This is a genomic window from Mammaliicoccus sp. K-M42, assembly GCF_022386375.1.
Taxonomy (GTDB): domain Bacteria; phylum Bacillota; class Bacilli; order Staphylococcales; family Staphylococcaceae; genus Mammaliicoccus; species Mammaliicoccus fleurettii.
This window is the reverse complement of the sequence record NZ_JAJNIS010000013.1, coordinates 37,824-63,571: the sequence shown is the minus strand read 5'-3', so window position 1 is coordinate 63,571 and position 25,748 is coordinate 37,824. Positions and strand designations below refer to the sequence as shown.

The 25,748-nt window shown below is 31.4% G+C and carries 24 protein-coding genes and 1 other annotated feature; of the genes, 11 read left to right on the top strand and 13 right to left on the bottom strand.

The features are described 5' to 3' along the window. The first annotated feature begins 180 nt into the window (after window positions 1-180). Window positions 181-837, top strand: coding sequence for a GNAT family N-acetyltransferase (locus tag LQ668_RS08375; protein WP_107509084.1), 657 nt, complete (start codon window positions 181-183; stop codon window positions 835-837). A gap of 301 nt (window positions 838-1,138) precedes the next feature. Here the strand turns inward: LQ668_RS08375 and LQ668_RS08370 are convergent, their stop codons facing one another. Then, window positions 1,139-2,176 (bottom strand): NAD(P)H-dependent flavin oxidoreductase, encoded by a 1,038-nt coding sequence (locus LQ668_RS08370; RefSeq protein WP_107509085.1) that lies wholly within the window; start codon window positions 2,174-2,176, stop codon window positions 1,139-1,141. Window positions 2,177-2,277: 101 nt separating this feature from the next. On the opposite strand from LQ668_RS08370, the gene LQ668_RS08365 reads away from it, so the two are divergent. From LQ668_RS08365 to LQ668_RS08340, 6 genes are all read left to right on the top strand, one after another. Further along, on the top strand, window positions 2,278-2,937 hold the full coding sequence (locus LQ668_RS08365; RefSeq protein WP_078357144.1) for a nitroreductase family protein: 660 nt from the start codon (window positions 2,278-2,280) through the stop codon (window positions 2,935-2,937). A 197-nt stretch (window positions 2,938-3,134) separates the two neighbouring features. After that, window positions 3,135-4,475 (top strand): sodium-dependent transporter, encoded by a 1,341-nt coding sequence (locus LQ668_RS08360; protein WP_107509086.1) that lies wholly within the window; start codon window positions 3,135-3,137, stop codon window positions 4,473-4,475. A 361-nt stretch (window positions 4,476-4,836) separates the two neighbouring features. After that, window positions 4,837-5,787, top strand: coding sequence for a hypothetical protein (locus LQ668_RS08355; RefSeq protein ID WP_107509087.1), 951 nt, complete (start codon window positions 4,837-4,839; stop codon window positions 5,785-5,787). A gap of 159 nt (window positions 5,788-5,946) precedes the next feature. Then, on the top strand, window positions 5,947-6,768 hold the full coding sequence (locus LQ668_RS08350; RefSeq protein ID WP_107509088.1) for a prolyl oligopeptidase family serine peptidase: 822 nt from the start codon (window positions 5,947-5,949) through the stop codon (window positions 6,766-6,768). 148 nt (window positions 6,769-6,916) lie between these two features. Next, a complete protein-coding gene (coaA, locus tag LQ668_RS08345) occupies window positions 6,917-7,819 on the top strand; it encodes a type I pantothenate kinase (RefSeq protein ID WP_119634101.1) in 903 nt (300 codons plus the stop codon). A 22-nt stretch (window positions 7,820-7,841) separates the two neighbouring features. Next, window positions 7,842-8,636, top strand: coding sequence for a hypothetical protein (locus tag LQ668_RS08340; RefSeq protein WP_119634102.1), 795 nt, complete (start codon window positions 7,842-7,844; stop codon window positions 8,634-8,636). A 172-nt stretch (window positions 8,637-8,808) separates the two neighbouring features. Here the strand turns inward: LQ668_RS08340 and LQ668_RS08335 are convergent, their stop codons facing one another. From LQ668_RS08335 to LQ668_RS08290, 10 genes are all read right to left on the bottom strand, one after another. Beyond that, window positions 8,809-9,639, bottom strand: a complete 831-nt coding sequence (locus LQ668_RS08335; protein ID WP_157946486.1) for a DUF2785 domain-containing protein — start codon at window positions 9,637-9,639, stop codon at window positions 8,809-8,811. A gap of 870 nt (window positions 9,640-10,509) precedes the next feature. After that, on the bottom strand, window positions 10,510-10,752 hold the full coding sequence (rpsR, locus tag LQ668_RS08330; protein WP_078357163.1) for a 30S ribosomal protein S18: 243 nt from the start codon (window positions 10,750-10,752) through the stop codon (window positions 10,510-10,512). A 57-nt stretch (window positions 10,753-10,809) separates the two neighbouring features. Continuing rightward, window positions 10,810-11,340, bottom strand: a complete 531-nt coding sequence (gene ssb / locus LQ668_RS08325) for a single-stranded DNA-binding protein (RefSeq protein WP_078357164.1) — start codon at window positions 11,338-11,340, stop codon at window positions 10,810-10,812. A gap of 29 nt (window positions 11,341-11,369) precedes the next feature. Beyond that, window positions 11,370-11,663, bottom strand: coding sequence for a 30S ribosomal protein S6 (gene rpsF / locus LQ668_RS08320; protein WP_078357165.1), 294 nt, complete (start codon window positions 11,661-11,663; stop codon window positions 11,370-11,372). A 182-nt stretch (window positions 11,664-11,845) separates the two neighbouring features. Next, window positions 11,846-12,076 (bottom strand): hypothetical protein, encoded by a 231-nt coding sequence (locus LQ668_RS08315; protein ID WP_107509092.1) that lies wholly within the window; start codon window positions 12,074-12,076, stop codon window positions 11,846-11,848. 15 nt (window positions 12,077-12,091) lie between these two features. Next, complete coding sequence (locus LQ668_RS08310) at window positions 12,092-12,709, bottom strand: DUF5780 domain-containing protein (protein WP_107509093.1); 618 nt, start codon at window positions 12,707-12,709, stop codon at window positions 12,092-12,094. Window positions 12,710-13,186: 477 nt separating this feature from the next. Then, the gene (gene ychF, locus LQ668_RS08305) at window positions 13,187-14,287 is read right to left on the bottom strand and encodes a redox-regulated ATPase YchF (RefSeq protein ID WP_107509094.1); all 1,101 of its coding nucleotides are present in this window, start codon (window positions 14,285-14,287) and stop codon (window positions 13,187-13,189) included. 3 nt (window positions 14,288-14,290) lie between these two features. Continuing rightward, window positions 14,291-14,488: a DUF951 domain-containing protein gene (locus LQ668_RS08300; protein WP_078357167.1), complete on the bottom strand. Its 198-nt coding sequence runs from the start codon at window positions 14,486-14,488 to the stop codon at window positions 14,291-14,293. A gap of 23 nt (window positions 14,489-14,511) precedes the next feature. Beyond that, complete coding sequence (locus LQ668_RS08295) at window positions 14,512-15,396, bottom strand: mechanosensitive ion channel family protein (RefSeq protein ID WP_078357168.1); 885 nt, start codon at window positions 15,394-15,396, stop codon at window positions 14,512-14,514. Between the two features lie 11 nt (window positions 15,397-15,407). Next, window positions 15,408-16,244 (bottom strand): ParB/RepB/Spo0J family partition protein, encoded by an 837-nt coding sequence (locus tag LQ668_RS08290; protein WP_107509095.1) that lies wholly within the window; start codon window positions 16,242-16,244, stop codon window positions 15,408-15,410. Window positions 16,245-16,426: 182 nt separating this feature from the next. Further along, window positions 16,427-16,739: a binding site (T-box leader), on the top strand. Between the two features lie 71 nt (window positions 16,740-16,810). Here LQ668_RS08290 and LQ668_RS08285 point away from each other — a divergent pair. The 4 genes from LQ668_RS08285 to metE are packed head-to-tail and all read left to right on the top strand — an operon-like array spanning window position 16,811 to window position 23,124. Next, window positions 16,811-17,917 (top strand): aminotransferase class I/II-fold pyridoxal phosphate-dependent enzyme, encoded by a 1,107-nt coding sequence (locus LQ668_RS08285; RefSeq protein WP_107509096.1) that lies wholly within the window; start codon window positions 16,811-16,813, stop codon window positions 17,915-17,917. Next, window positions 17,914-19,086: a cystathionine beta-lyase MetC gene (gene metC / locus LQ668_RS08280; protein ID WP_107509097.1), complete on the top strand. Its 1,173-nt coding sequence runs from the start codon at window positions 17,914-17,916 to the stop codon at window positions 19,084-19,086. The genes LQ668_RS08285 and metC overlap by 4 nt, the downstream gene beginning before the upstream one ends. Continuing rightward, window positions 19,043-20,881: a bifunctional homocysteine S-methyltransferase/methylenetetrahydrofolate reductase gene (locus LQ668_RS08275; RefSeq protein WP_107509098.1), complete on the top strand. Its 1,839-nt coding sequence runs from the start codon at window positions 19,043-19,045 to the stop codon at window positions 20,879-20,881. The genes metC and LQ668_RS08275 overlap by 44 nt, the downstream gene beginning before the upstream one ends. Further along, entirely contained in the window at window positions 20,875-23,124 is a 2,250-nt protein-coding gene (gene metE / locus LQ668_RS08270) for a 5-methyltetrahydropteroyltriglutamate--homocysteine S-methyltransferase (RefSeq protein WP_107509099.1), read from the top strand. The genes LQ668_RS08275 and metE overlap by 7 nt, the downstream gene beginning before the upstream one ends. 167 nt (window positions 23,125-23,291) lie before the next feature. Here metE and LQ668_RS08265 read toward each other — a convergent pair whose 3' ends face one another. Beyond that, a complete protein-coding gene (locus LQ668_RS08265) occupies window positions 23,292-24,746 on the bottom strand; it encodes a carbon starvation CstA family protein (RefSeq protein ID WP_078357174.1) in 1,455 nt (484 codons plus the stop codon). Window positions 24,747-24,888: 142 nt separating this feature from the next. Beyond that, window positions 24,889-25,728, bottom strand: coding sequence for a nucleoid occlusion protein (gene noc, locus LQ668_RS08260; protein WP_107509100.1), 840 nt, complete (start codon window positions 25,726-25,728; stop codon window positions 24,889-24,891). Between the last annotated feature and the right edge of the window lie 20 nt (window positions 25,729-25,748).

The window sequence follows — 25,748 nt, the reverse complement described above, 5'->3', positions numbered from 1 at the left end:
CCGCACAGTCTACCTCTCTCTATAACTATAAAAAATAGCTATGAAAAAATCTATCGTCATAGATTTCTTCATAGCTAATCTTAGTATGTTTATTTTTTATTATCATCACAGTTGAATTCTACCTCTATTAATATCTTATGTTATAATATTAGAAAATATTGATTTGAGGGGTTCATAACTATGAATTTTGAAGTTGTAACATCTATCGATGATCCATTATTTAAAAAGTCTTTAGAAATGTACGAAGATATTTTCAAAGCTGAAGTAAGAGAAGATCGTCACGTCTTTATTCACTCATTAACATCTGACTATATAAAAAAGCATTATATATTTTTAGTTGGTTTAATTGATGATACAGTTGTTAGTTTATCTACAGGACACTATGAACCTACTACCAACTCAGCTTTTATCATTTATTTAATGACACACCCTGAATACCGTAATCAACGTGTCGGTGCACAAACTCTAGAAAAAACTGAAGAAGCACTACATAAACATGCTCAGAACGTTCATGGAAGAGACGCTAACATGATTATGTTAGAATCATTTGGAGCAGATTCATACGATGATCAAAGTAAAAAAGATCTTGCCATTTTAAGAAATAATTTCTTTAATAGACATGGTTATGAAATTCAACAAGATATACCCTATATACAACCAAATCCACAAAAATCATTACCACCAACACCGATAGACTTATACATTAAACAATACTTACCACTTCAAAAAGATGTAATCTCACCAAGTATTCGTTCATGTTATATAAATAAATATATTCATGGAAATGAAAATGATAGAGAATTTGTATATGAACTATTGGATTCAATGGAATTATAATAATTAAACAAGAGTCCTAGGACATAAATTAGAATTTTTGAAAGAATGAAATAAGTTGTAGATTAATTAGGGAGTTAATCTAAGAGTTTAGCCAAGTTGTAGATTAAGCCGACTGTTAATCTAAGAGTTTGGTCAAGTTGTAGATTAAGTCGACAGTTAATCGAAGACATACCCAAAATCAACACCATACAACGAAAAAATTCTGGGACATAAATGATTTTCATAAAAAATAAGAGCAGAAATTCATTATTAAAATGAATTTCTGCTCTTATTAAATTTTTAGGACATTTAAGATATAACCTTATTCTATATAATATCTCTTCATTAACTCAGCTACTGTTTCATCTTTTGCGCCTTCTGGATGCGTGCCACACCAAAGATTCATATAGTCTGGATTTTCTAATTTTTTAGACTGCCCTCTCATTGGTTGTGTTAATTTATTTTGAATTGGATATGAGCAGATGCTTTCTTTAAATTGTTCCATATACTTTATATAAGTATTGTTTATACCATTTGCATAACGACCACTAAAGGTATTCGTCAAAGTTATTTCTTCAGACTTTGCTTTTAAAATACTTTCTTTATGAATATTTGGCGCACCACTTTCTTTAGTAGTTAAGAATGCTGTTCCAAGTTGTACGGCTGCCGCACCTTTTTCAATATAATATTTAGCCTGCTCAGGTGTTGTAATTCCTCCTGCTACTACTAGCGGCAAATTCACTTTGTTGTAAGTTTGATTGAATAATTCTTCCAACGTTAATCGGACATAAGGGAGTTCTTGTTTAAACGAACCTCTATGACCACCCGCTTCACTTCCTTGTAATACTATTGCGTCTACACCTATATCTTCTAGAGCTTTTACTTCTTCAAAGTTGGTTCCTGTACCTATCACGATTATATGATGCTGATGTAATTTTTGAACAAGATGTTGTGAAGGTTTCCCAAAAGTAAAACTAACAATTTCTACATTTTTCTCAATAATTATGTCTATCATTTCATCAAAATTATCCTCTATTGAAACTTCATTCACTCGTTCGTAGTTTAATTTTTCTGCTATAGGTTTCAATAGATTATTCATATTATCTATTTTTTCTTGATTTATTTCAGGAAATTCTGGCACGAATAAATTTACACCAAATGGATTTTGTGTCATTTCCCTAATTTGATCAATATCTTTGGCAAGTGTTTCTGGTGTCATATAGCCTGCACCAATTTGTCCAAGCCCTCCTTCATTGCTAACAGCAGCAACTAAATTAGGTGTCGTCACTCCACCAGCCATTCCTGCTAAAAATATTGGTTTAGTTATTTGTAAACGCGACAATACTGTATTCGTTTCCATTTTCAAAACCTCCAAAATAAATTTTGAACCGTAAGCTAATTATTTTGTTTTTCCTAATAATTAGTGCATTATAATGACATCATACTAAAAGGAGAACTAAAATGACACACTCAAAACTTTCATTAACTGAAATTATAAATAAAAGAAAATCAGTTAAAGAATTCGATCCAAACTTTAAAATTCCTAGAGAAGAAATGACAGAAATGATAGAACTTGCAACTAAAGCCCCATCTTCAATTAATCTTCAACCTTGGCGCTTCGTTGTAATTGATTCTGAAGAAACGAAACAAAAATTAGACCACCTTGTACAATTCAACCAAAGACAATTACACTCTTCAAGTGCAATTATTCTTGTTCTTGCAGATTTGAAACACGCTGAATATGTAAGTGACATTTATGAGAAAAATGTTGAACTTGGTTATATGGATGAAAACTCTAAAGATTACTTCATTGAAACTATTTCTAATTTAATTAGTAGTGCTGATGAAAGTTACTTTAATGCTCAAGGATTAATGGATGCTAACTTAGCTTCAATGCAATTAATGTTGATCGCTACAGACCATGGCTATGATACAAATCCAATTGGTGGATTCGATAAAACAGCTGTACTAGAAGCTTTAAACATTGATACTTCAAGATATGTTCCAGCACACTTAATCGCAATTGGTAAAGGGGTTAAAGCACCTCATGACTCAAGTAGATTACCTGTAGAAAGCGTACTTGCTTGGAATGACGAAAGTAACGGTACTATCGGTCAATAAATTAATTTATCAAATTTTAATTAAGACACCTACTGTCAATTTAATATTTTGAGGCTGAGATAATTAATTGTCTCAGCCTCATTTTTCATATTGCATTCGACACCATAATCGTGTAAAATTCATGTCTATGAGTTTTATTTTTTTACTTAAAAGCTTTACCGCTTTAAAGTATTCATATAGTAAGGGAAGGAATTAAAATGAAAAATTTATCGCAATGGTCATCAAATATTGGCTTTATTTTAGCCAGTGCTGGTTCTGCAATTGGACTAGGTGCAGTTTGGAAGTTTCCATATATGGCTGGTACTTATGGTGGTGGCGCATTTTTATTAATATTTATTATATTTACACTGCTCGTTGGCTTACCTTTACTTTTAAGTGAGTTTGTTTTGGGACGCTATGGTAGAACATATTCAACCAATATCTTCAAAAAAGTATCTGGGAAATCATCATTTAATTTAATAGGATGGCTCGGGAATTTAACAGTATTCGTATTGTTTTCATTCTATAGTGTTATTGGTGGTTGGATTATTCTATATATTATACGTACCTTATTAGATAGCTTTGGATTAACACAATCCCATGATTACGGTAATATTTTTACTGATTACATCTCTAACCCATTATACTCGTTAGCTAGTCAATTCGCTTTTATACTCTTTACTGTCGTTATTGTAAGTAAAGGTGTCGAAAAAGGGATTGAAAAAGCATCAAAAATAATGATGCCACTGTTATTTATATCTTTTGTCATCATTATTATTAGATCAGTAACATTAGACGGTGCAGTTGAAGGTATTCAATATTTCCTACAACCAAAAATTTCAGATTTAAGCTCTGAAGGTATACTATACGCATTAGGACAATCATTCTTCGCTTTATCACTTGGTACATGTGGAATGATGACTTACGCTTCTTATTTAAATCGCAAGACCAATATCGTAAAAAGTGCTAGCGCCATTGTATGGATGAACATTGCAGTATCTATAGCAGCAGGTTTAGCAATATTCCCTGCAATATTTGCTTTCGGTTTAGAACCAAATCAAGGACCAGGATTATTGTTTATTGTTCTTCCTCAAGTATTTGATCAAATGTTTATAGGACAATTATTCTATCTGCTATTTTTAATATTATTCTTGTTTGCAGCAATTACATCTTCAATTTCATTATTAGAATTGAATATATCTAACATTACTAAAAATAATAACGATAATAGAAAAAAATGGTCATATATTATTGGTAGCTTAGTATTTGTATTCGGTATCCCTTCTGCATTATCAAACGGTGTGTTACAAAACTTCACATTTGGTGTTGGAACATTCTTTGATAATATGGATTACCTAGTCGCAAACGTATTAATGCCTATCGGTGCATTAGGTGTTACAATCTTTGTCGGTCATATATTTAATAAAGAGACAATTTTGAAAGAACTTAATATGAGTGATACTAAAAAAGGCAGAATATTCGTCAACGTTTGGTATTTCTTAGTTAAATTTGTTCTTCCAATCATTATCATCGCAGTATTTATCGGGCAATTATTATAAATTATTAAAATAGTGAGGTTGGGACAAAAATACCCATTCTCAAATAAAGAGAGCTTATCCATCATTTTCGGATTAGCTCTCTTTATTTATAAAATTTAATTAATAACCACAAAAAATGATACTGCTCATTTTGTTACAATAATCCTAACCATTAACAAGGAGCTGAAACTAATCACAAATTTTCAGATTTCATAAATAATGACATATTTCTTATTTGTATATAATACTTTCTATAATTAATACAACAAATACTTGAACTTTATCTTAATTACATGTAATGTAATAAGGGAAGTGTGACGGTTGTCTGCCCACAGACAACCCTACCTATAAAACTACTGTCAAACAAAGGATGATTTATACCATGTTAACTAAAGAATTCTCAGCTAAGGTCGGTCTTAGTGAAAAGCAAGTCAGAAAAATCGTACAGCACTTAGAAGATAGAGGATATCAACTTTCTAAGACAGAATACCGTGGAAGAGAAGCAACTGACTTCCAAGAAGAAGATATTGAACTATTCCAAGAAATAGCTGAAAAGGTCAAAGAAACTAACAGTTATGATCAAGCTTTCGAAACGCTTGAACAAGAAAAAGACTTCTTACAAGTTCTAGTTAAAGACGAGCCAGCCAATCAAACACCTGAGCTACAACATTTAATCGAAGAATTAAGATTAGAAGTTCAACATATGCGTAGAGAAAGACAAATGTTAGGAGAAATGTTACAACAAGTACATATCCAACAACAAAAATTGGAACAAACGTTAGCTTTACAAGCTCCTGAACAAACTTCACAAGCTACAGAAACTAAAGTTGGAGCAAGTACAACAGAAAAGGCTAACAGTGCTGAAGAAGTAACAGCAGATAAAGCTACTAAAGAAACTGTTGATAGCAAAGAAGATACTAAATTAAACGAAGATACACCTAATACTGAACTTAAAGAACAAGAGAAACCAACTGTGGCTAAATCAGAAGATAAAGCATCAGCTGTTAAAACTGAGCCTACAACTACTTCAGACAAGAAAGACGTAGAAAAAGAAGAAGTTAAAGTAGAAAATAAAGAAGTTACTGCTGATAAAAATCAAACTACAAATGATATTACTAAAAAGGACATTACTAATAAAGATGTTCCTAAAGAAGATAAAGCAGAATCACCAGTTACTCAAGATACAGTAAATAAAGAAGCTGCAACTGATGCTACTAAAGAAGAAAAAGTAGAAACTACATCTTCTCAAGTTGTAACTAATTTAGAAAATAATGAACAAACTGAAGAAGAACCAAAGAAAAAAGGATTCTTCCAAAGATTATTCAATATTTAATCCAATAAAAGGGAGTTTGGACATTAATGTTCAAACTCCCTTTTTGTTAAGTTTTTGTAAATTTCCACTATATAATTGTTAAATGCAACTTTACTTTGTTATATTGAAATTTATATTAACTCGTTTAATTAACATTAACAATTGGGAGTGTTTCACATTATGGAAACATTAAATTACGAAGATATTAATACTAAAGCGTTATGGAAACATAACAATCAAGTTGTAAAAATTATAAAAGAAGATTTAGATTTTTATATCAAATTAAACCTTAAAGAAAACAACGATAAATTAGTTGTATTTTCAAATGGCGCATATGACCCTGCTAAAAGTAATCCACCTGTTTTTATGAGAAGTAAATGGCATGAAGACTTTAATGCAAATTGCTTGTATATAGACGATCGAACGATTCATAATACGCAATTAAGATTAGGTTGGGGTGTAGGTACTAAAGAACGTCATTATCTAAGGGACTATTCTGAGATTGCCAAAACAATTACAGAACAACTCAATATAGAGAATAACAAAGTCGTCTATTGTGGTTCATCTGCAGGTGGATTTATGTCGATGTATCTTGCTACTTTACACAAAGAATCTACTGCAGTTGTAAATAATCCACAATGTTATGTTGATCGATATGACAAAACAAATGTCGAGAAACTATATAAAAACATATTCCCTGATTACTCAAGAGACTACATAAAAAAACAATTTGCAGTTAGAATATCTATTACAAGTCTTTTCAGAATTCAAAAGTACGTACCAAAGATTTACTATATACAGAACAGATTATGTAAGACAGATATGAATAGACACTACACGCCATTCTGTAGTTTTCTAGATAAATATAATATCAATAGTACCAACATTAAATTTATCCTCTATAACAATAAAAAAATGGGTCATAACCCTATATCTCGAGAGTCCACAGTAGATTTTGTTAATCAAGTATTAGAGAACAGAATAGCAATGTCAGGTTTTTAAGTAAAAGCCCTTAGGAATATATCCTGAGGGCTTTTTTAGGCTTTTGAAAAGAAATTTAAAAATTAATAAAGCACTTTCATTAACTTTTATGTTACCCTATACGAGTACTGTAAAAAACTGATAAACTCTTATAGCAAAGGAACTCATTATGAAATTCACAAAAGAAGAATGGCGAAATACAAATTTTAAATTAGATATGGATACGAGTCATTTAAATTTAGAAGAAATCATCAGTCTAAATGATTACTTAACAAACTCTGAAATTAATGAAGTTTATTTGCCACTCATTAACTTTTTAACTAACAAAGTTAAATTCCATAAAGATTATTCATCGGATATAAACAACAAATTACAGAACAGAAATAATACTACACCATTTATCATCGGTATTTCAGGTGGTGTTTCTGTAGGAAAAAGTACAGTATCAAGACTGCTCTTAAACCTACTTCAAGAGTACAATACAGACTGGAAAGTCGATCTTATCACTACAGATGGTTATATTATGCCTAAACAAGAATTGATTGATAAAGATTTACTTTCTAAAAAAGGCTTCCCTGAAAGTTATGATACTAAAACATTAATCAGTCACTTAAAACAAATAAAAAACAATGAAAGAAATATACCAACTTACACATACTCTCATATCACTTATGATCGACTTAAAGATCAATATCACAACATAGATTGTCCTGACATCCTTATCATAGAAGGCGTGAACATATTCCAAGTAAGCCCACATGAAGAAGAACTTGTAAGTGATTATATCGACTACAAAATATATCTAGACTCAACAATAGAAAATATGAAAAAATGGTATATCAATCGCTTCTTACTCTTGCAAGAAGAAGCCTTCCAGAAGCCAGACTCACATTTCTATAAATATCGAGACATCCCGCAAGACGAAGCCATCACGATAGCAAAAGACCTCTGGGACAATATAAACGAAGTCAATCTGATAAAAAATATTTTACCAACCAAAAACAGATCAGACCTAGTACTCTATAAAAACCACGATCACGTAATTGAGCAGTTGAAGTTTAATAAATTTTAGAAAAAAATCTAGAGGTATAATAATGAAAATTTATCCTTCAAACCAAACATTAGAATTTTGGAGTCAAAATTATTTTACTGATTTTGACTTATTTTTTGTAAACAATATTCCTTTTAAAAATGAACACGCATCCATTACTTCTAAAGATTCTTTCAAAGAATCTAGTTCATTTGATATTAAGACAAATAATCTATATGAATTTTGGAACTTAAATGATTATAACTATGTTATCCAATCAACAAAAGGATGGTTTGAACAATTAGAATGTGAAATACAAGAATATATAATAAAAGAACAATGTAGAGTAAATAATCCACTTTTTTTCAAAACCAATCTCATTACTTTAAATAGTTGGTATCAACTTAGTAAGCCCTTTAAAGTTCAATTTTTTAATGACCGAATTGAAGAATATCAAGATAATGTAGTGCCATTACATCTAAAGGTAACATTACCAGATTATCTCAATTCAATTGTTAATACATTTCCTCTTCATCAAGGTTCCAATTGTCTTTCAACAGTTCTTTATGCTATTACTGAAGACCTCGATATATTGGACCAATGGATAAAAGAAGATTCTTTTTTAAATACACTTAATATATTAGGCTATACTAAATCATCGGAACCAAGCAAAAAAGGTGACATCATTGTCTACTCTAATAATAAATCTATAATCCATGCATCCTATCAGGTTGAAGATGAACTTTTCATCAATAAAAATGGGCAAACGATTTTTAATCCATATAAATTAATCACCATTGCTGACTTAGAAAAAAATTGGGGGATGTATAACAAGCATGTCTATCGCCAACAACATTGATTTTAATCTTAAAATAGTCTGAAATTGCATTTAAATAGTGGTTCATATCTACAGAATGCATTTGAGGTTAACTCTTACTTACAGTTACCTCTTTTTTATAAATTCAGACACAAATAACCCTCTAGCCTGAGTGCTAGAGGGTTTTACATATATTTTTATTAACCTATTTCTACTATATATCTTTAAAATAAGTTTTAAGAAAAAGCTCTTCAAGTTTCGATTCAATTGTTAATTGTGTTTTTTTACATTGATTTTTAAACTTTAATCTAAAATACAAAGTTTCATACATGTCAGTTATATTCTTTAGAATTCTATAATATTTTACCCCTTCAGAATCTATTTGATTTAATTTAACTTGTATGTCATTTATCCAGTTAATTAGGTCTATATCAGATAACCCTTTTTCTAATAAAGATTCAATTATGAATACTTGTCTCTCATCTTCATTATCAATATATGGTAGAGAATCCTTCGTTAATTTGAAGAGATTATTACTAATTAAATTCATAATCGTAGTGTTATGCGTATTTAAATAAAAGTCAGATTCTATACAAATAGAAATTAAGTCTGATCCATGCGCAATGCTATGTGCCCACCCTTTATTAAGTATATAACCTCTAATATCTTGCTCTTTTTCATAATAAAAAATCGCTGCATTAAAAATTTTATTGTAAATACCTTTTTCAAAATGTTTATTTTTTATATCATTTTCTACTATAGAGGCAAGTATTAAAGAGCTAAAGCTTCTTAAAAATACACTATCAGAATCGTTATTCCCTAAATCTATATTTAAATTTTTTAAACTTCTATACAATATTTTCTCAACTTGAATATCAGTTAATTTATTATTTAAAATCAATAAACAAATAGTTTCTGTAGTCTTTTCACGAATATCAGAATCTACATTACCTATATTGCTCATTAATTCAGTTAACATCGAATCTGGAATATTCTCATGAATTAAATTATTTTCAAATAAATTTAATACTTCTTTTATATTCATTCCCATCCCACCTGACAAAGTAATTATATATTAGTATAAATCAAATAGGAATTAAATTACAATTTCATTTATAAATGTTTGTTTTGTTATACGTTATATATTATTATTCTTTGCTATACCTAATTTTAGACACACTCACATATATTTAAAACCCTTTAATATCAATAGTTATAAAGGGTTAGTCTAAAAGTTGTAAGATATAATATTTACCTTTGACCTGCCATAATGATTCATTAAGTCGGCTTATGACATCATTAGTAATGTGATTTTAAATCGCCTTAAAACTTGTTCAAAGTTATCTAACAATATTATATGATTAAATTGAGTATGGATTGTATTGTTGAGATAATATAATTTGTTTTAAATAATTAATACACTTAAGAACAAATAGTTAACAGTTAAGGAATATTAAACATTTCTGAATTTAGCTATACTATAATAAACTTGTATTCAAAATACAATCTTTAATGATATTTTTAGATAAGTTTAAAGTATTTTGAAGTTTCATGGCATTATTTATTTTTGTTTCTAGTATTTTTTCTAATCCTGTTAATACTGAAATGAAAAGTGAAGATTATTATCAAGATTTAGGAGTTAAAATTTTAAATGGAAATTATAATAATTAGTTTATATATATTATTCGGGCTTAGTTGCTTTGCTTTAGTTCTCATATCAATATTGACTATATTTAAAATTCTAAAATTATATGAAATGAACATAAATTATCGATTGATATGGATCGTTACTTTGAGTATTCTCTTTATCTCTTTGATCATTTTAATATTATTAGGATATTTAGTTTAAATGTAAATATTATATAAAAATAACCCTCTAGCCTGATTGCTAGAGGGTTTTGTCATACATTATAGATTATTGTTCTTCTTTAACGTATGGTAATAAAGCCATGTGACGTGAACGTTTAATAGCTATAGTAAGCAAACGTTGGTATTTCGCTGAAGTACCAGTTACACGACGTGGTAAAATTTTACCTCTTTCTGAGATAAACTTTTTAAGTAAATCAGTATCTTTGTAGTCGATATGTGTAATACCGTTTGCTGTGAAATAACAAACTTTTTTACGACGACGACCACCTCTTCTTGGTCCACCTGCCATGATTGTGTTCCTCCCTTCTTTTTAAATTTTTTTATTTATATTCGTTTCAATCAACTATTAGAACGGCAAATCATCATCACTGATATCAATTGGTCCATTAGCATTTGCAAATGGGTTACTTGATTGTTGATTATTGTTTGACTGTTGATTTGAAGGTGCTTTTTGTCCTTGTTGTTGGTTACCACCAAAGTCTTGTCCATAATTTTGGAACTCGTTATTATTTTGGTTATATGATTGGTTATCATTACCAGATTGACGTTGATTTGCGCCTTTAGGTTCAAGGAATTGAACACTGTCACAAACAACTTCAGTTACATAAACACGACGACCTTCTTGGTTCTCGTAGCTACGAGATTGTAGACGACCTTCAACACCTGCAAGACTACCTTTAGATAAGTAATTGTTTACATTCTCTGCGGGACGTCTAAATACAACACAGTTGATAAAGTCAGCTTCTCTTTCACCTTGCTGATTCGTAAAAGTACGATTGATAGCTAAGGTAAAAGTAGCAACTTGAACGCCTGAGGGTGTTACTCTGTATTCCGGATCTTTAGTTAATCGACCGACTAATACAACACGATTAATCATTTAATCTCCCCCATATCTTAAAAGTTAAATTATTTTTCTTCTTCACGTACAACGATGTGACGAATGATATCATCAGTGATTTTCGCTAAACGATCGAATTCGCTGATTGATTCGTCATTTTCAGACTTAACTCTAACGATATTGTAGAAACCTTCAGTGAAGTCTTGGATTTCATAAGCTAAACGACGTTTACCCCAATCCTTTTCTTCGACGATTTCTGAACCGTTTGAAGCTAAGATTCCTTTAAAACGTTCAACGACAGCTTTTCTAGCTTCGTCTTCGATATTTGGACGTACTACGTACATTACTTCATATGTTCTCATCAATTTACACCTCCTTGTGGTCTATGCGGCCTAATAACTTAGTATTAAGCAAGGAATAATTTTCATTACTCACAATCAAGAATTATAGCATAGAGTATTACTTTTTACAATGTTTTTTAGTCAATACTGCAACTATTAAGTAGTGATTATATCATTTAAAATATAAATGGTTTTAATTTATTCTATTTTTTATCACTTGAATTTTTACATAATTTATTATTTTCAATTTGAGATTTTTTCAATTCCCTTTCAACACTTAAACTAATATCTAATGCAGGGCTAGTCTTTAATACCTTGAGATTACAATTTGAAGTTTGATTATAAAATTCTTTAGCTTTTTCTGAAATATCAGTAGCAGGATTTAAATGTAATGCAGAAATTAAATTTATTGTAATTAATGATGTTTTTATCATGATGATTCCTCTTCTCTAATTGTTTTTGTTGTATACGTGGTTTTCATAACCCACAATATCTTTTAAACGTTTTCCTTCATAAACTTTTAAAAAGTTTTTTAATTCTTTATTTTCCCATGTGTTTCCTTCAAAATCTTCATAACTAACGACTATAGGTTTAAAAAATTCTACATCGATTCCTTCTTTTATTTCCATTCCACTTTCTTCACCAAACAAATCACCAGAAGCTATATTTACTGCTTCTCCTTTTACACCTCTAAAATATTCACCATCTGAAAAGTCTATAGATTGTTTAATTTTTACTGGAAGTCCATTTTTATCCCAAGCAACAAAACCAAAAGTAATGTCCTTGATATCTTTATATGTATTATTTCTAATAAAAGCCTGAAGTGCGTCAGGATATAAAGATTTTGCGTCTTCACTTCGTATTAAGTATTTACCATCTTCAATAACTAAATCTTGTTTATCAAGATTATTTTCTAATGAATTAGCGTTCATAGATTTATGCTCTCGTTTTACTTTTGACTCAGTCATATCTTCTGCTGTTGATTCAGAACTATCTGCATTACTTCCCTTATTTTCACAACCGTATAAGTAAAGTACTGCAAATATAATTATTAAAGCTTTTTTCAAATTACTTATCTCAAAATCCACCTTCCATTTTTATAAAAATATTATATTACATTTTTAAATAAAAATGTACTTAATTTTATTGTGTTTAATTATTTCATTGAAAAAAAGTAATTTTTCGAGTCTAATTATAAAAATATTTATGATGAAAATTTAAAGTTAACTTGGCTAGACCTTTTTTATGCTTTTTCTTGTATTATTAAAATAAACAAAAAAGGCTTGGGACATAAATGTGTCTCAGCCTTAGTGTGTCGGTAATGTCTCTAACTTAGTTCGTATCTTTTTATGCAAGCCTTCCGAGTACATGCTTTTAGAGGTTCAGTAAAAGCAGAAATACAATCAATTCGCACGAAGACTACAAACTCATCGTGCGATTTTCCTACCTATCTAATTCATACCTTCATATCCAAATAGCAAATACAACGACAAAAGAGGCCGAGACACAATGTCTCAGCCTCTTTAAAATTCTATCTATTACTCTTACACATTAAATCTAAAGTGTACAACGTCTCCGTCTTTCATTAGATAGTCTTTTCCTTCTAATCTTACTTTACCCGCTTCTTTTGCACCGTTCATACCGTTATTATTCAATAAATCATCATAGCTTACTGTTTCTGCTCTAATGAAGCCTCTTTCGAAGTCTGTATGGATGATTCCGGCACATTGTGGTGCTGTCATGCCTTCTATAAATGTCCATGCTCTTACTTCTTGTTCTCCTGCTGTAAAGTATGTTGCTAGTCCTAACAGGTTATATGATGCGCGGATTAATTTGTCTAATCCTGCTTCTTCTACGCCTAAATCTTCTAAGAACATTTCACGGTCTTCATCGTCTAATGTTGCTAATTCTTCTTCGATTTTAGCTGAAATAACGATTACTTCTGATCCTTCGTTATTTGCGTATTCTTCTATTTTTTGTACATATTCATTGTCTTCTGGACTTGCTACTTCATCTTCTGCTACGTTTGCTACGTATAACATTGGTTTTGATGTTAATAAGCTTAAATGTTTCACGATTGATTTTTCATCTGATGAGAATTCTAAGCTTCTTACTGGTTCATTGTTTTCTAATGTTTCTTTTATTTTTGCTAATACTTTTTCTTCTGCTACTGCATCTTTATCTTTCTGTTTAGCCATTTTTGCTACTCTATCATAGCGTTTTTCTACTGATTCTAAATCTGCTAACACTAATTCCATATTAATTACTTCAATATCATCTATTGGATCTACTTTACCAGATACATGTGTTACATTTTCGTCTTCGAATGCACGTACAACTTGGCAAATTGCATCTACTTCACGGATATGTGATAAGAATTTATTCCCTAATCCTTCACCTTTAGATGCGCCTTTTACGATACCTGCTATATCTGTAAATTCGAAAGCTGTTGGAACTGTCTTCTTAGGTTTAACTAATTTCGTTAATTCTTGTAAACGATGATCTGGTACTTCTACGATTCCTACGTTTGGATCGATTGTTGCGAATGGATAGTTCGCTGCTAATGCTCCTGCTTTAGTAATTGCGTTAAATAGTGTTGATTTACCTACGTTAGGTAATCCTACTATGCCAGCTGTTAATGCCATATGTTATTCACCTTGTCCTTTTTCGATTATTTTTTTGATTTTTTTATTAAATTCTTGTCTAGGTAGCATAATGCTACGAGAACATTCTTCACATTTAATTCTAACATCTGCACCAAGTCTTATGATTTTAAATTTATTATAACCACATGCATGCTGCTTCTTCATTTCAACGATATCATTTAAATTATACGATTTAATCATATTACAGCCTCCCGATTAGATGATTATTGAATGTTATTAGGATTATAAGAAACCATAGTTGGTATTGGTGCTTGAATACCTTCTTTATCAAAGAACGATTTGATTTCTCTTCTTAATATTCTTGCACCTGTAGCATGTTCGTTAGGTTCTGTTTCGCCTGCGATTTTTATCGTTGCTTCTCCTGCTGTAACATTTTCTACACCTAAAATTTCAGGGTCTTTTATGAAAATTTGATATTTTTCTTTTAGTGTAGGTAAAAATTTATATAATTTACTTTCTAATTCATCTAAGTCTTCTTTTATGGATACAGGTACTTCCACAATAGCCATACCATTATGAATTGAGAAGTTTACAATCTCATTCATTGTACCATTTGGAAGAATCGTTAAATCTCCTGCAAATGATAAAATTCTCGTAGATCTCATCCCTATTGATTGTACAGTACCTTCAGCAACAGTTGTACCCGTAGTATTAATTTTTACATAGTCTCCAACATCAAATTGATTCTCAAAAATAATAAAGAAACCAGTTATGACATCTTTAACTAAAGTTTGAGCACCAAAACCAATTGCTAAACCTGCAACTCCAGCACCTGCAATAATACTTTCAACTCTTATTCCTACATTGCTTAATATTGTCGTAGCAACAATGAACCACACAACATATGAAATAATGTTTTGTAGTAGGTTTACCATTGTTTTAGCACGCTTGTTAGACTTCCCTACCCTCTTAGTTCCGTATTTCGTAGTAAAGAATTTCTCGACTAATTTATGAAGTATCTTAATTATAATAAACGCTAATATAATATAAAATATCCCGATGAAAATTTGTTCTATCCATTTTTGCCAATTATCTGGATCCATAAAAGGATCGATTAGTTTATGAATGACGCTCATAATTTTATTCATTTTCACACCTCTTATTCTTCTAACAATAATTCCATAATTCTTTTGTATTCTGCTTCAGAATTAAATTCAAGTGAAATTTTACCTGCTTTTTTTGTCTTTGAAATATCAATGTTCGTTCCATATTTCTCTTTCAACTGATATTCATGTTTAACTAAAAAGCTTGGTTTATTTTGTTTTGGTTGTTTTGGTTTCTCTTGACCGTTAGCATTCAAAAATTTTATATATTCTTCTAACGCTCTAACGCTCATATTTTCTTTAATCACTTTTTTAGCAACTTGATTGATTTGATGCTTTTTCTCTATTCCAAGCAAAGTTCTGCCATGTGCACTTGATAATTTTTCTTCGTTGATTAAACTTTTCACGCTTGGAGGTAGATTTAGTAATCTTAAGACATTAGCAATATAAGATCTTGATTTACCTAATCTATCTGCTACGTCTTGTTGCTTTAAATTTAGTTCTGCCATCATTGTGGCATAACTCTTTGCTTCTTCTAATGGTTTAAGATTCTCACGTTGAAGATTCTCAATTATAGCGAGTTCTAACATTTCTTCATCAGTTAGCACTTTAATAATTGCTGGTACTGTGTCTTTCTCAGCTAATTGACTTGCTCTGAATCTTCTTTCGCCAACCACAATGTCATATCCTTTAATTGTTTCTCTTACTACTATTGGTTGTAATACACCATGTTGTGAAATAGACTGCGTTAAATCTTTTAAAGCTTCTTCATCAAAATAATCTCTAGGTTGATATGGATTTCTTCTTAATTTGTCTAAAGGAATCTCAACAATTTTATCATGACTAAAGTTATAAGAAATCTTTTCAACAAGTTCGTGATTTCTTTCTTTCATTTCATCACCACGTTATATATTCTAATTTGTTTCACGTAAAACATCCAAATTAGATTATAACAATTTTGAAGATGATATGCACAAAAGAATAATTGACCGATAAATTAAAATATTCAGAAAAGTTGTTGACAAAAAAATATGCCCATAGTATTGTGTAATATATCAACAACGAAATATTAATTAAAAGCACGATAAAAAGGAAAGTAAATCTTAAACTGCAATTATCAGAGAGTTCCCATTTGCTGAAAGGGAATATTGAAAGAAAGATTGAAAATGGCCTTGGAGTGGTGACATCGATATTGAGGTGTCAACGGGATCGCCCGTTATAGCGATACAGTATTAAAGTCTCTTTAGTGTTGATGGCGTACTGGAATTTGTTCATATTTTTACTGCCATTATATACTCTTTTACAAGAGACCACGTACTTATAGAGGTAGTGTCAGTAATGTCATTACGAACAAAGGTGGTACCGCGAGCTAAGCTTTCGTCCTTTACATCCGATTAATATCGGGTTTAAAGGACGGAAGCTTTTTTTATTTTTAAATACATTAGGGAGGAAGGCTATTATGAAATCTACTCAACTCGCTCAAATTTCATTAACTAAAGATCATACAGGTGCAACCACAAATCCTATATATCTTTCAACAGCCTATCAACATGAAAAATTAGGATGTTCAACTGGCTTCGATTATACGAGGACTAAGAATCCAACTCGCTCACAATTCGAAGAAGCATTTGCCAAATTAGAAGGTGGAAAATACGCATTTGCAACTTCTAGTGGTATGGCAAGTATTCAATTAATATGTAACTTATTTAAACCAAATGATGAAATTCTCGTTTCATATGATTTATATGGTGGCACATTTAGAATCTTTGAATTTTATGAAAAACAATACAACATTAAGTTTAAATACATCGATTTTTCAAATATTGAAGAGGTCAATGCATCTATCAATGAGCATACGAGAGCTTTCTTTATAGAACCCGTATCAAATCCATTAATGTTCACAGTGGAATTAGAACCATTGTATGCAATAGCGAAGTCTAAAAATATTTTAACAATTATTGATAATACATTCTTAACACCTTACTTTTCTACACCATTAAAAGATGGAGCTGACATTGTATTACATTCTGCTACAAAATACATAAGTGGTCATAATGATGTATTAGCAGGCATTGTAACCGTATCAGACGATTATTTAGGTGAACTACTTGCTCAATTTCACAATATGATTGGTGCAACACTATCACCTTTCGACAGTTATTTATTACTAAGAGGTTTAAAAACATTACACATACGACTTGATCGTGCTACCGAAAATGCCCAAAAATTAGCCGCTTCTTTTCAGTCAATTGAAAGCATTGATGAAGTACTTTATTCAGGGCAAACAGGCATGTTAAGCATTAGATTAAACAAAGCTTACAGTGTAGATCGTTTTTTACAAAATATTGATTTATGTATATTTGCCGAAAGTCTTGGTGGCACTGAAACATTCATCACTTTTCCATATACACAAACACATGTAGACATGGCCGATGAAGAAAAAGATAAACGTGGTATCGACGAATATCTACTTCGTCTATCAATCGGAATTGAAGACTATGAAGATATTTACGCAGATATACTTCAAGCTCTAAAAAAATCAAAGAAAGAAGGGGTGTCATTATGAGTTATTCAAAAGAAACGTCATTAATATTAGACTCCACTAGAGGTAATGAACATTTATCAAGCAACCAACCATTATATTATTCATCAACATATCACCAACAAACATTAGGTGGTAATACTGAATTTGATTACGCAAGAAGTGGTAATCCTAACAGAAAGTTACTCGAAGAAAAGTTAGCCGATTTAGAAGGCGGTAATTATGGATTTGCATTCAGTTCTGGGATAGCTGCAGTAACGGCTGTATTCCTTACATTAGAACCTGGAGATCACGTTATACTTCCTGATGATGTATACGGAGGTACTTTCAGATTAACAGAACAAATACTAAAAAAATTCAAAATCGAATTTACAACTGTCGACCAAACAGACTTACAACAAGTAGAAGACGCTGTACAGGATAATACAAAGCTTATCTATGTAGAAACACCATCTAACCCGCTATTTAAAGTAACTGATATTGATGGTGTTGGACAAATTGCTCGTAGAAATGAAGCACTTTTAGCCGTAGATAATACATTCATGACACCATTAGGACAGTCTCCTTTGAAACTTGGAGCAGATATTGTCATTCATTCTGCAACGAAATTCTTAGGAGGTCATAGTGACCTGATTGCTGGCGCTGTTATCGTAAATGATCCCCAACTTAAAAATGATATTTACTTAATTCAAAATGGAACTGGCTCAGGATTAAGCGTCTATGATTCATGGACACTTGCTAAGCATTTAAAAACATTACCAATTAGATTTAAACAATCTGTTAGCAATACTGAACAAATTTATAGATATTTAATTGAAAATGAAGCAATTGAAACTGTTTACTATCCAATAACAAATGACACACATTTAAGACAAGCTAAAAATGGTGGTGCCGTATTAGGATTCAGACTTAAAGATGAATCAAAAGCACAAGCATTTGTTGACCATCTAAATATACCTTTAGTTTCTGTAAGTTTAGGTGGTGTTGAAACCATTCTTTCTCACCCAGCTACAATGAGTCACGCAGCTATACCTGAAAGCATTAGAGCTGAACGTGGTATTACAAACGGCTTATTTAGACTATCAGTAGGATTGGAAGATGTCAGAGAATTGATTACAGATATCGATTGGGCATTAAAGGAGGCTATATATGAATCTGAAAGAAGCATTGAAGAACCGCATTTTAGTGGCTGACGGTGCAATTGGAACAATCTTTTACTCAGAAGGATTAGACACTTGCCCAGAAAGTTATAACCTTACTCATCCTAAAAAAGTAGAACAAATACACCGCTCATATATAGAAGCAGGTGCTGATATCATTCAAACGAACACTTACGGTGCTAATTTCGAAAAGCTAAAAGACTTCAATTTAGAGCATCGCGTCAAAGAAATACATCGTGAAGCTGTTCAAATCGCTAAAAAAGCAAGCAATAAAGATACGTTTATATTAGGTACTGTAGGTGGCTTTCGTAACATAAAAAAGAGTGACTTATCTATAGAGGCTATTCAGTATCATACAGAAATTCAAATTGAAACACTTGTAAATGAAGGTGTAGATGGCATTCTATTTGAAACTTACTATGATTTAGAAGAGCTGCTTACCGTCTTAAAAGATGCAAAAGCGAAATATGACATTCCGATTATTGCTCAACTTACAGCAAGTAATACTAATTATTTAAGAAATGGTACACCTATACCTGACGCATTAGAGGCATTACTAAGAGAAGGCGCAGATGTTGTTGGTTTAAACTGTCACCACGGACCTTATCATATGATAAAGACGTATAAACATATTGAAATTCCTAACAGTGCATATCTTTCTTGTTACCCTAATGCAAGTTTGCTGGATTTAGAAGACAATGACTTGAAATACAATAACAATTCGGAATACTTTTCTGACGCAGCTAAAGAACTTGTCAATCAAGGCGTCAGATTAATAGGTGGTTGCTGTGGTACAACACCAGAACATATTAAAAAAATCAAAAATGTCGTTAAAGATTTAAAGCCTATCAAGCAAAAAAATGTTATTCCAATAGAGACAAAACAGTATAAAAAGCAAAATAAAAATGAACCTAGCATTAAAGAACTCGTTCAACAAAGACCGACCGTTATTGTTGAACTTGATACACCAAAACATTTAGATACGAATAAATTTTTCGATGGTATACAAGCTCTAGAAGACGCGGGTGTTGAAGCTGTAACACTTGCTGACAACTCATTAGCAAGCGTTAGAATTTCTAACATAGCAGCAGCTAGCATTATAAAGCAACAATATAAAATTAGACCCCTCGTACACTTAGCATGTCGAGATAGAAATTTAATTGGTCTTCAGTCACATCTAATGGGACTTTCGTTACTAGGTATTAATGATATTTTAACTATTACAGGTGATCCATCAAAAGTTGGTAATTTCCCTGGTGCAACAAGTGTATTCGATGTAAATTCTAGTGGATTAGCTGAAATGATTACCCAATTTAATCAAGGTATTAACGCAGATGGAGACACATTAAGAAGTAATACTAACTTCTCTGTAGCAGGCGCTTTTAATCCAAATGTAAGACGTCTTGAACCAGCAGTTAAAAGATTAGAAAAAAAGATAGAGTCTGGAATGGAATACTTCATTACACAACCTATCTATGAACCTGAAAGAGTTAAAGAAATATATGAAGCAACAAAACATATAGATGCACCAATCTTTATTGGCATCATGCCAATTACAAACTATAATAACGCCCTATTTTTACACAATGAAGTTCCCGGTATTAAATTATCAGAAACTGTTCTCAACGCTTTTGAAAAAGTTAAAGACGATCGAGACGCAACTCGTAAGCTCAGTATTAACTTGAGCAAGCAATTGATTGATGCGATACACCAATATTTTAATGGTCTGTACATCGTTACACCATTTTTAAAATATGATTTATCCGTTGAATTAGCAAATTATTCAAAATCAAAAACTGAAACACAATCCAAGGAGGCAATATTATGACAATTAAAACAGCAAATTTAGGATTTCCAAGACTAGGTAAAAAAAGAGAATGGAAGAAAGCCATTGAAAGCTACTGGGCTAAGAAAATAGATAAAGCTGAATTAGATCAAACATTGCAAGATCTACATAAAGAAATTTTAACAATTCAAAAAGAACATCATGTCGATCAAATTCCTGCTGGTGATTTCTCATTATATGACCATGTACTTGATACATCATTATTATTTAATATCATTCCAGAGCGTTTCCAAGGACGTCCTGTTGATGATGAATTATTATTTGATATTGCAAGAGGTAATAAAGAACACGTTGCAAGTGCACTTATCAAATGGTTTAACACAAACTATCACTATATCGTACCTGAATGGGATAACGTTACTCCTAAATTAAATAACAATGTGTTACTAGAAAAATTCAACTTTTCTAAAGAAACTGGTGTAACATCTCATCCAGTAATCGTAGGACCTGTGACTTATGTTGCTTTATCAAAAGGCGGAGACCAAAGTTTTGAGGAAAAAGTTAGAACACTGTTACCATTATATAAAGAAGTATTCGAAAGTTTAACTGAAGCTGGTGCAGAATATATCCAAGTAGATGAACCAATTTTAGTAACTGACGAAGCTAAAGAACTTCAAGATATTACTAAAGAAGCATATGAATTCTTTAATAAAGAAGTTCCATCTACAAACTTAGTATTACAAACATACTTCGAACGTGTTGATTTAAACTTTGTAGGACAATTGCCTGTCTATGGTCTTGGTTTAGATTTCGTCCATGATAATGGATTTAACTTACAACAAATTAAAGATGGTTTATTCCCTAAAGAAAAGGCACTATTTGCTGGTATTGTTGATGGTAGAAATGTTTGGGCAACTAACATTGAAGCTAAAAAAGAACTAATCGCCTCTTTACAACCATATACAAATGAATTAGTTATTCAGCCTTCTTCTTCATTATTACATGTACCAGTTACCTTAGAAGAAGAAACATTAGATGATTCAGTTCGAGAAGGTTTAAGCTTTGCCACTGAGAAATTAGATGAACTATATGCTTTAAAGCAATTATTTAATGAAAATGATGACACTTTATACAATGAATTAAAAACTCAATTTGAACGATTTGAAAGTCAATCATTCAAACAACTTGAATACGATTATGATTCCGTGAAATCAGAACGTACAACACCATTTAAAGAGAGAAAAGTTTTACAAGATGAAGTATTAAACTTACCTGATTTACCAACAACGACGATAGGTTCATTCCCTCAATCAAGAGAAGTAAGAAAATATCGTGCAGATTGGAAAAACAATAGAATTTCAGACGAAAAATATGAAGAATTTGTACAAAATGAAATTAAGCGTTGGATTGATATTCAAGAAGATATTGGTTTAGATGTATTAGTACATGGTGAATTCGAACGTAATGACATGGTAGAATTCTTCGGTGAAAAATTAAATGGATTCTTAGTAACTAAGTTCGGTTGGGTTCAATCATACGGTTCTCGTGCTGTTAAACCACCAATCATCTATGGTGATGTTAAATGGACAGCTCCACTAACAGTTAAAGAAACACTATATGCTCAAAGCTTAACTGGCAAACCTGTTAAAGGTATGCTTACAGGTCCAGTTACAATCTTAAACTGGTCATTCGAACGTGTTGATATTCCTCGTAGCGAAGTTCAAGATCAAATCGCTTTAGCTATAAACGAAGAAGTATTAGCACTTGAAGAATCAGGCATTAAAGTGATTCAAGTAGACGAACCAGCATTGCGCGAAGGCTTACCTTTACGTTCAGAATATCATGAAGATTACTTAGATAAAGCTGTTCGTTCATTCAGATTATCAACATCTTCAGTCCAAGATTCAACACAAATTCATACGCATATGTGTTACTCTCAATTTGGACAAATCATCCATGCAATCAAATCACTTGATGCTGATGTTATTTCAATTGAAACATCAAGAAGCCATGGCGATTTAATCCAAGACTTTGAAGATATCACATACGATTTAGGAATTGGTTTAGGTGTATATGACATTCATAGTCCGCGTATACCAACAGAAGAAGAAATTACTGTAGCAATCGATAGAGCACTTAAAGAAATTGACCGTTCTCTATTCTGGGTAAACCCTGACTGCGGATTGAAAACAAGACAAGAAGATGAAGTTAAACAAGCTTTAACTGTACTAGTAAAATCAGTAGAAAAATTACGTAAAGACAGCACAGTAAAACAACCAAATTAAACGAACTGCCAACACACAGTTCAGTTATATTAGCCATTAGTTCCAAATCTAATAACACTGCCATATAATATTTTTGAGCGAGTACTATATGGCAGACTTCCTTCCCTATATTAAATATATAAAATAAGAACCTTTCGGTGGAGACCGAAAGGTTCTTATTATGATGTTTAGTATTTTGAAACTGTTGCAGATCCAATTTGATGATCGATTTCAATCGCATTTTCACTGTTTTTACGATATAAATAATAGAAATACATACTCCATAAAATTGTAAGACCTACTGATAACCAGTAGCTTAGAGATAAATCCATTCCAAAACCAATCGGCTGACTTAAAATATAAGTGAATATATTCCATGTCATAAACAATGCAGGAATCAATGCTACGTAGAAATTCTTTTTAGATAACAATAGATACATTGCACCTATCCACAGCGCTATTGTAGCTGTAGTTTGGTTTGCCCAAGAGAAGTATCTCCATAAGATTGTAAAGTCCACTGTTGTTAAAATGAAACTAATAATAAACATTGGTATTGCTATTGCAAATCGTTTCCACATTTTCTTTTGACCAAATTTAAAGTAATCTGCAAGAATCATTCTAGCACTTCTAAATGACGTATCACCACTCGTAATTGGTAATACAATAACACCAAGAATTGCTAATGTACCAAACACTGAGCCTAATAACATTGTAGATGCTTCACTAACTACAAGAGCCGCTTCACCTTTAGCTAATACTTCTTGAAGTCCGCCATAACCACCGAATAAACTCATTGCCGCTGCAGCCCAAACCATAGCGATAATACCTTCAGCAATCATCATGCCATAAAATATTTTACGGCCATTCTTTTCATTATTTGTCGTTCTAGAAATAATTGGCGATTGCGTCGCATGGAAACCAGATAAAGCACCACACGTGATAGTAAAGAATAATAATGGGAATATCGGTGCAGAATCAGGATGCATATTCTTTAAAGTTAATTCTGGAATCTCTGCTCCTGTCATCAATAACCTCACGAAAATACCTACTGCTGAAATCATGAGAATTAAACCAAATATCGGATATACCTTACCAATAATTTTATCAATCGGTAAAATTGTAGATAAGAAATAATATAAGAAAATAACAAAGATAATAATACCTAAAGCAATTTTTCCATCCATTAGTGAATGTAGAAGTAATGCTGGACTAGTAACAAACACAGTACCAGTCAATAAAAGTAGTAATAACGTAAACACATTAACCAAATGTTTCATCACATTACCTAAGAATTTACCAGCTAATTCAGGTAAGTGAGCCCCTTTGTTACGAATTGAAATCATACCCGTTAAATAATCGTGAACAGCACCAGCAAATATAGAACCTAATACAATCCATAAAAAAGCAACCGGACCATATAAAGCACCCATAATTGGACCAAAAATAGGTCCAACACCAGCGATATTCAATAATTGAATCAATGAATTCTTATTCGTCGTCATTGGAACATAATCAATATTATCCCTTTGATCATGAGCCGGTGTCGGACGTTCATCCTTAACACCAAACATCTTTTCGATATACTTACCATATGTAAAATACCCTACAATCAATAATACTATTGAAACTAAAAATGTAATCATTGAAATCCCCCTTTGTAAGTGCAAGCGTTTACATAATTATAAATGAGTTTTTTAGGAAATACAATGCTACATCTGTAATGATTTCGCACTTGTAAATAAATAAAAAAAATCTAAGACAAAATAATTGTCTTAGACTTTTTCATTATTTTCTTTTATACACTTTAATCGTAATTTCGTAAAAGTCTTTATGTTCTTCATCGATTCGTTTTACTTTAATACCTTCTTTTTCAACATTTTTAATGCTTTGTCCGAGTGTATCAAGTGCTTCTGTAATATCTTGTTCGAATTGAAATTGTTTAGCTTTTACTTTTTCTGATCCTCGTATTTTTTTAACACGATCTTCTGTTTGTTTTACGTTTAAATTTTGTGATTGAATTGCTGTTAAGACATCTTGTTGACCATCGTCATCTAAACCTAACATTGCTCTTGCATGTCTTTCAGTTATTTCACCTTTTTGTAATGAAATAATGATTGGTTCTGATAATTTAAGCAATCTTAATTTGTTCGCTATGAATGATTGACTTTTTCCCATGCTTGCGGCTAAATCTTGTTGTGTTATACCTTCTAGATCAAGCAGTTTTTTATATGCTTCCGCTTCTTCTATAGCTGATAAATTTTCTCGTTGAATATTTTCAATCAATGCAACTGCTGCTGTTTCTTTATCGTTTAACGGTTTAATGATTACTTCAGTCTCAGGTAAATCGTTATGTTTTATTGCACGAAATCTTCGCTCTCCAGCAATGATTTCATACATACCTTCTTCAATTGGACGAACTACAATAGGCTGTAATAATCCATGTTTTCTTATAGATTGTGCCAATTCTTTAATTTTTGATTCATCAAATACTTTTCTCGGTTGGTAACGGTTTGGCACAATTCTTTCTGTTGAAATTATCGCTACATTACCTTCAGCTCTAGCTTCTTCTATATGTTCTAATTCTTTGTCTTTAAGTCCAAATAATTTAGAAAAAGGCTTTTTCATCTCAATATACCTACTTTCGT

What these genes read in the sequence shown, in the direction of transcription:
- LQ668_RS08375 (WP_107509084.1), top strand. Translation starts at nt 181, where the DNA reads ATGAATTTTGAAGTTGTAACATCTATCGATGATCCATTATTTAAAAAG.
- LQ668_RS08370 (WP_107509085.1), bottom strand. Translation starts at nt 2,176, where the DNA reads ATGGAAACGAATACAGTATTGTCGCGTTTACAAATAACTAAACCAATA.
- LQ668_RS08365 (WP_078357144.1), top strand. Translation starts at nt 2,278, where the DNA reads ATGACACACTCAAAACTTTCATTAACTGAAATTATAAATAAAAGAAAA.
- LQ668_RS08360 (WP_107509086.1), top strand. Translation starts at nt 3,135, where the DNA reads ATGAAAAATTTATCGCAATGGTCATCAAATATTGGCTTTATTTTAGCC.
- LQ668_RS08355 (WP_107509087.1), top strand. Translation starts at nt 4,837, where the DNA reads ATGTTAACTAAAGAATTCTCAGCTAAGGTCGGTCTTAGTGAAAAGCAA.
- LQ668_RS08350 (WP_107509088.1), top strand. Translation starts at nt 5,947, where the DNA reads ATGGAAACATTAAATTACGAAGATATTAATACTAAAGCGTTATGGAAA.
- coaA (WP_119634101.1), top strand. Translation starts at nt 6,917, where the DNA reads ATGAAATTCACAAAAGAAGAATGGCGAAATACAAATTTTAAATTAGAT.
- LQ668_RS08340 (WP_119634102.1), top strand. Translation starts at nt 7,842, where the DNA reads ATGAAAATTTATCCTTCAAACCAAACATTAGAATTTTGGAGTCAAAAT.
- LQ668_RS08335 (WP_157946486.1), bottom strand. Translation starts at nt 9,639, where the DNA reads ATGAATATAAAAGAAGTATTAAATTTATTTGAAAATAATTTAATTCAT.
- rpsR (WP_078357163.1), bottom strand. Translation starts at nt 10,752, where the DNA reads ATGGCAGGTGGACCAAGAAGAGGTGGTCGTCGTCGTAAAAAAGTTTGT.
- ssb (WP_078357164.1), bottom strand. Translation starts at nt 11,340, where the DNA reads ATGATTAATCGTGTTGTATTAGTCGGTCGATTAACTAAAGATCCGGAA.
- rpsF (WP_078357165.1), bottom strand. Translation starts at nt 11,663, where the DNA reads ATGAGAACATATGAAGTAATGTACGTAGTACGTCCAAATATCGAAGAC.
- LQ668_RS08315 (WP_107509092.1), bottom strand. Translation starts at nt 12,076, where the DNA reads ATGATAAAAACATCATTAATTACAATAAATTTAATTTCTGCATTACAT.
- ychF (WP_107509094.1), bottom strand. Translation starts at nt 14,287, where the DNA reads ATGGCATTAACAGCTGGCATAGTAGGATTACCTAACGTAGGTAAATCA.
- LQ668_RS08300 (WP_078357167.1), bottom strand. Translation starts at nt 14,488, where the DNA reads ATGATTAAATCGTATAATTTAAATGATATCGTTGAAATGAAGAAGCAG.
- LQ668_RS08295 (WP_078357168.1), bottom strand. Translation starts at nt 15,396, where the DNA reads ATGAATAAAATTATGAGCGTCATTCATAAACTAATCGATCCTTTTATG.
- LQ668_RS08290 (WP_107509095.1), bottom strand. Translation starts at nt 16,244, where the DNA reads ATGAAAGAAAGAAATCACGAACTTGTTGAAAAGATTTCTTATAACTTT.
- LQ668_RS08285 (WP_107509096.1), top strand. Translation starts at nt 16,811, where the DNA reads ATGAAATCTACTCAACTCGCTCAAATTTCATTAACTAAAGATCATACA.
- metC (WP_107509097.1), top strand. Translation starts at nt 17,914, where the DNA reads ATGAGTTATTCAAAAGAAACGTCATTAATATTAGACTCCACTAGAGGT.
- LQ668_RS08275 (WP_107509098.1), top strand. Translation starts at nt 19,043, where the DNA reads ATGAATCTGAAAGAAGCATTGAAGAACCGCATTTTAGTGGCTGACGGT.
- LQ668_RS08265 (WP_078357174.1), bottom strand. Translation starts at nt 24,746, where the DNA reads ATGATTACATTTTTAGTTTCAATAGTATTATTGATTGTAGGGTATTTT.
- noc (WP_107509100.1), bottom strand. Translation starts at nt 25,728, where the DNA reads ATGAAAAAGCCTTTTTCTAAATTATTTGGACTTAAAGACAAAGAATTA.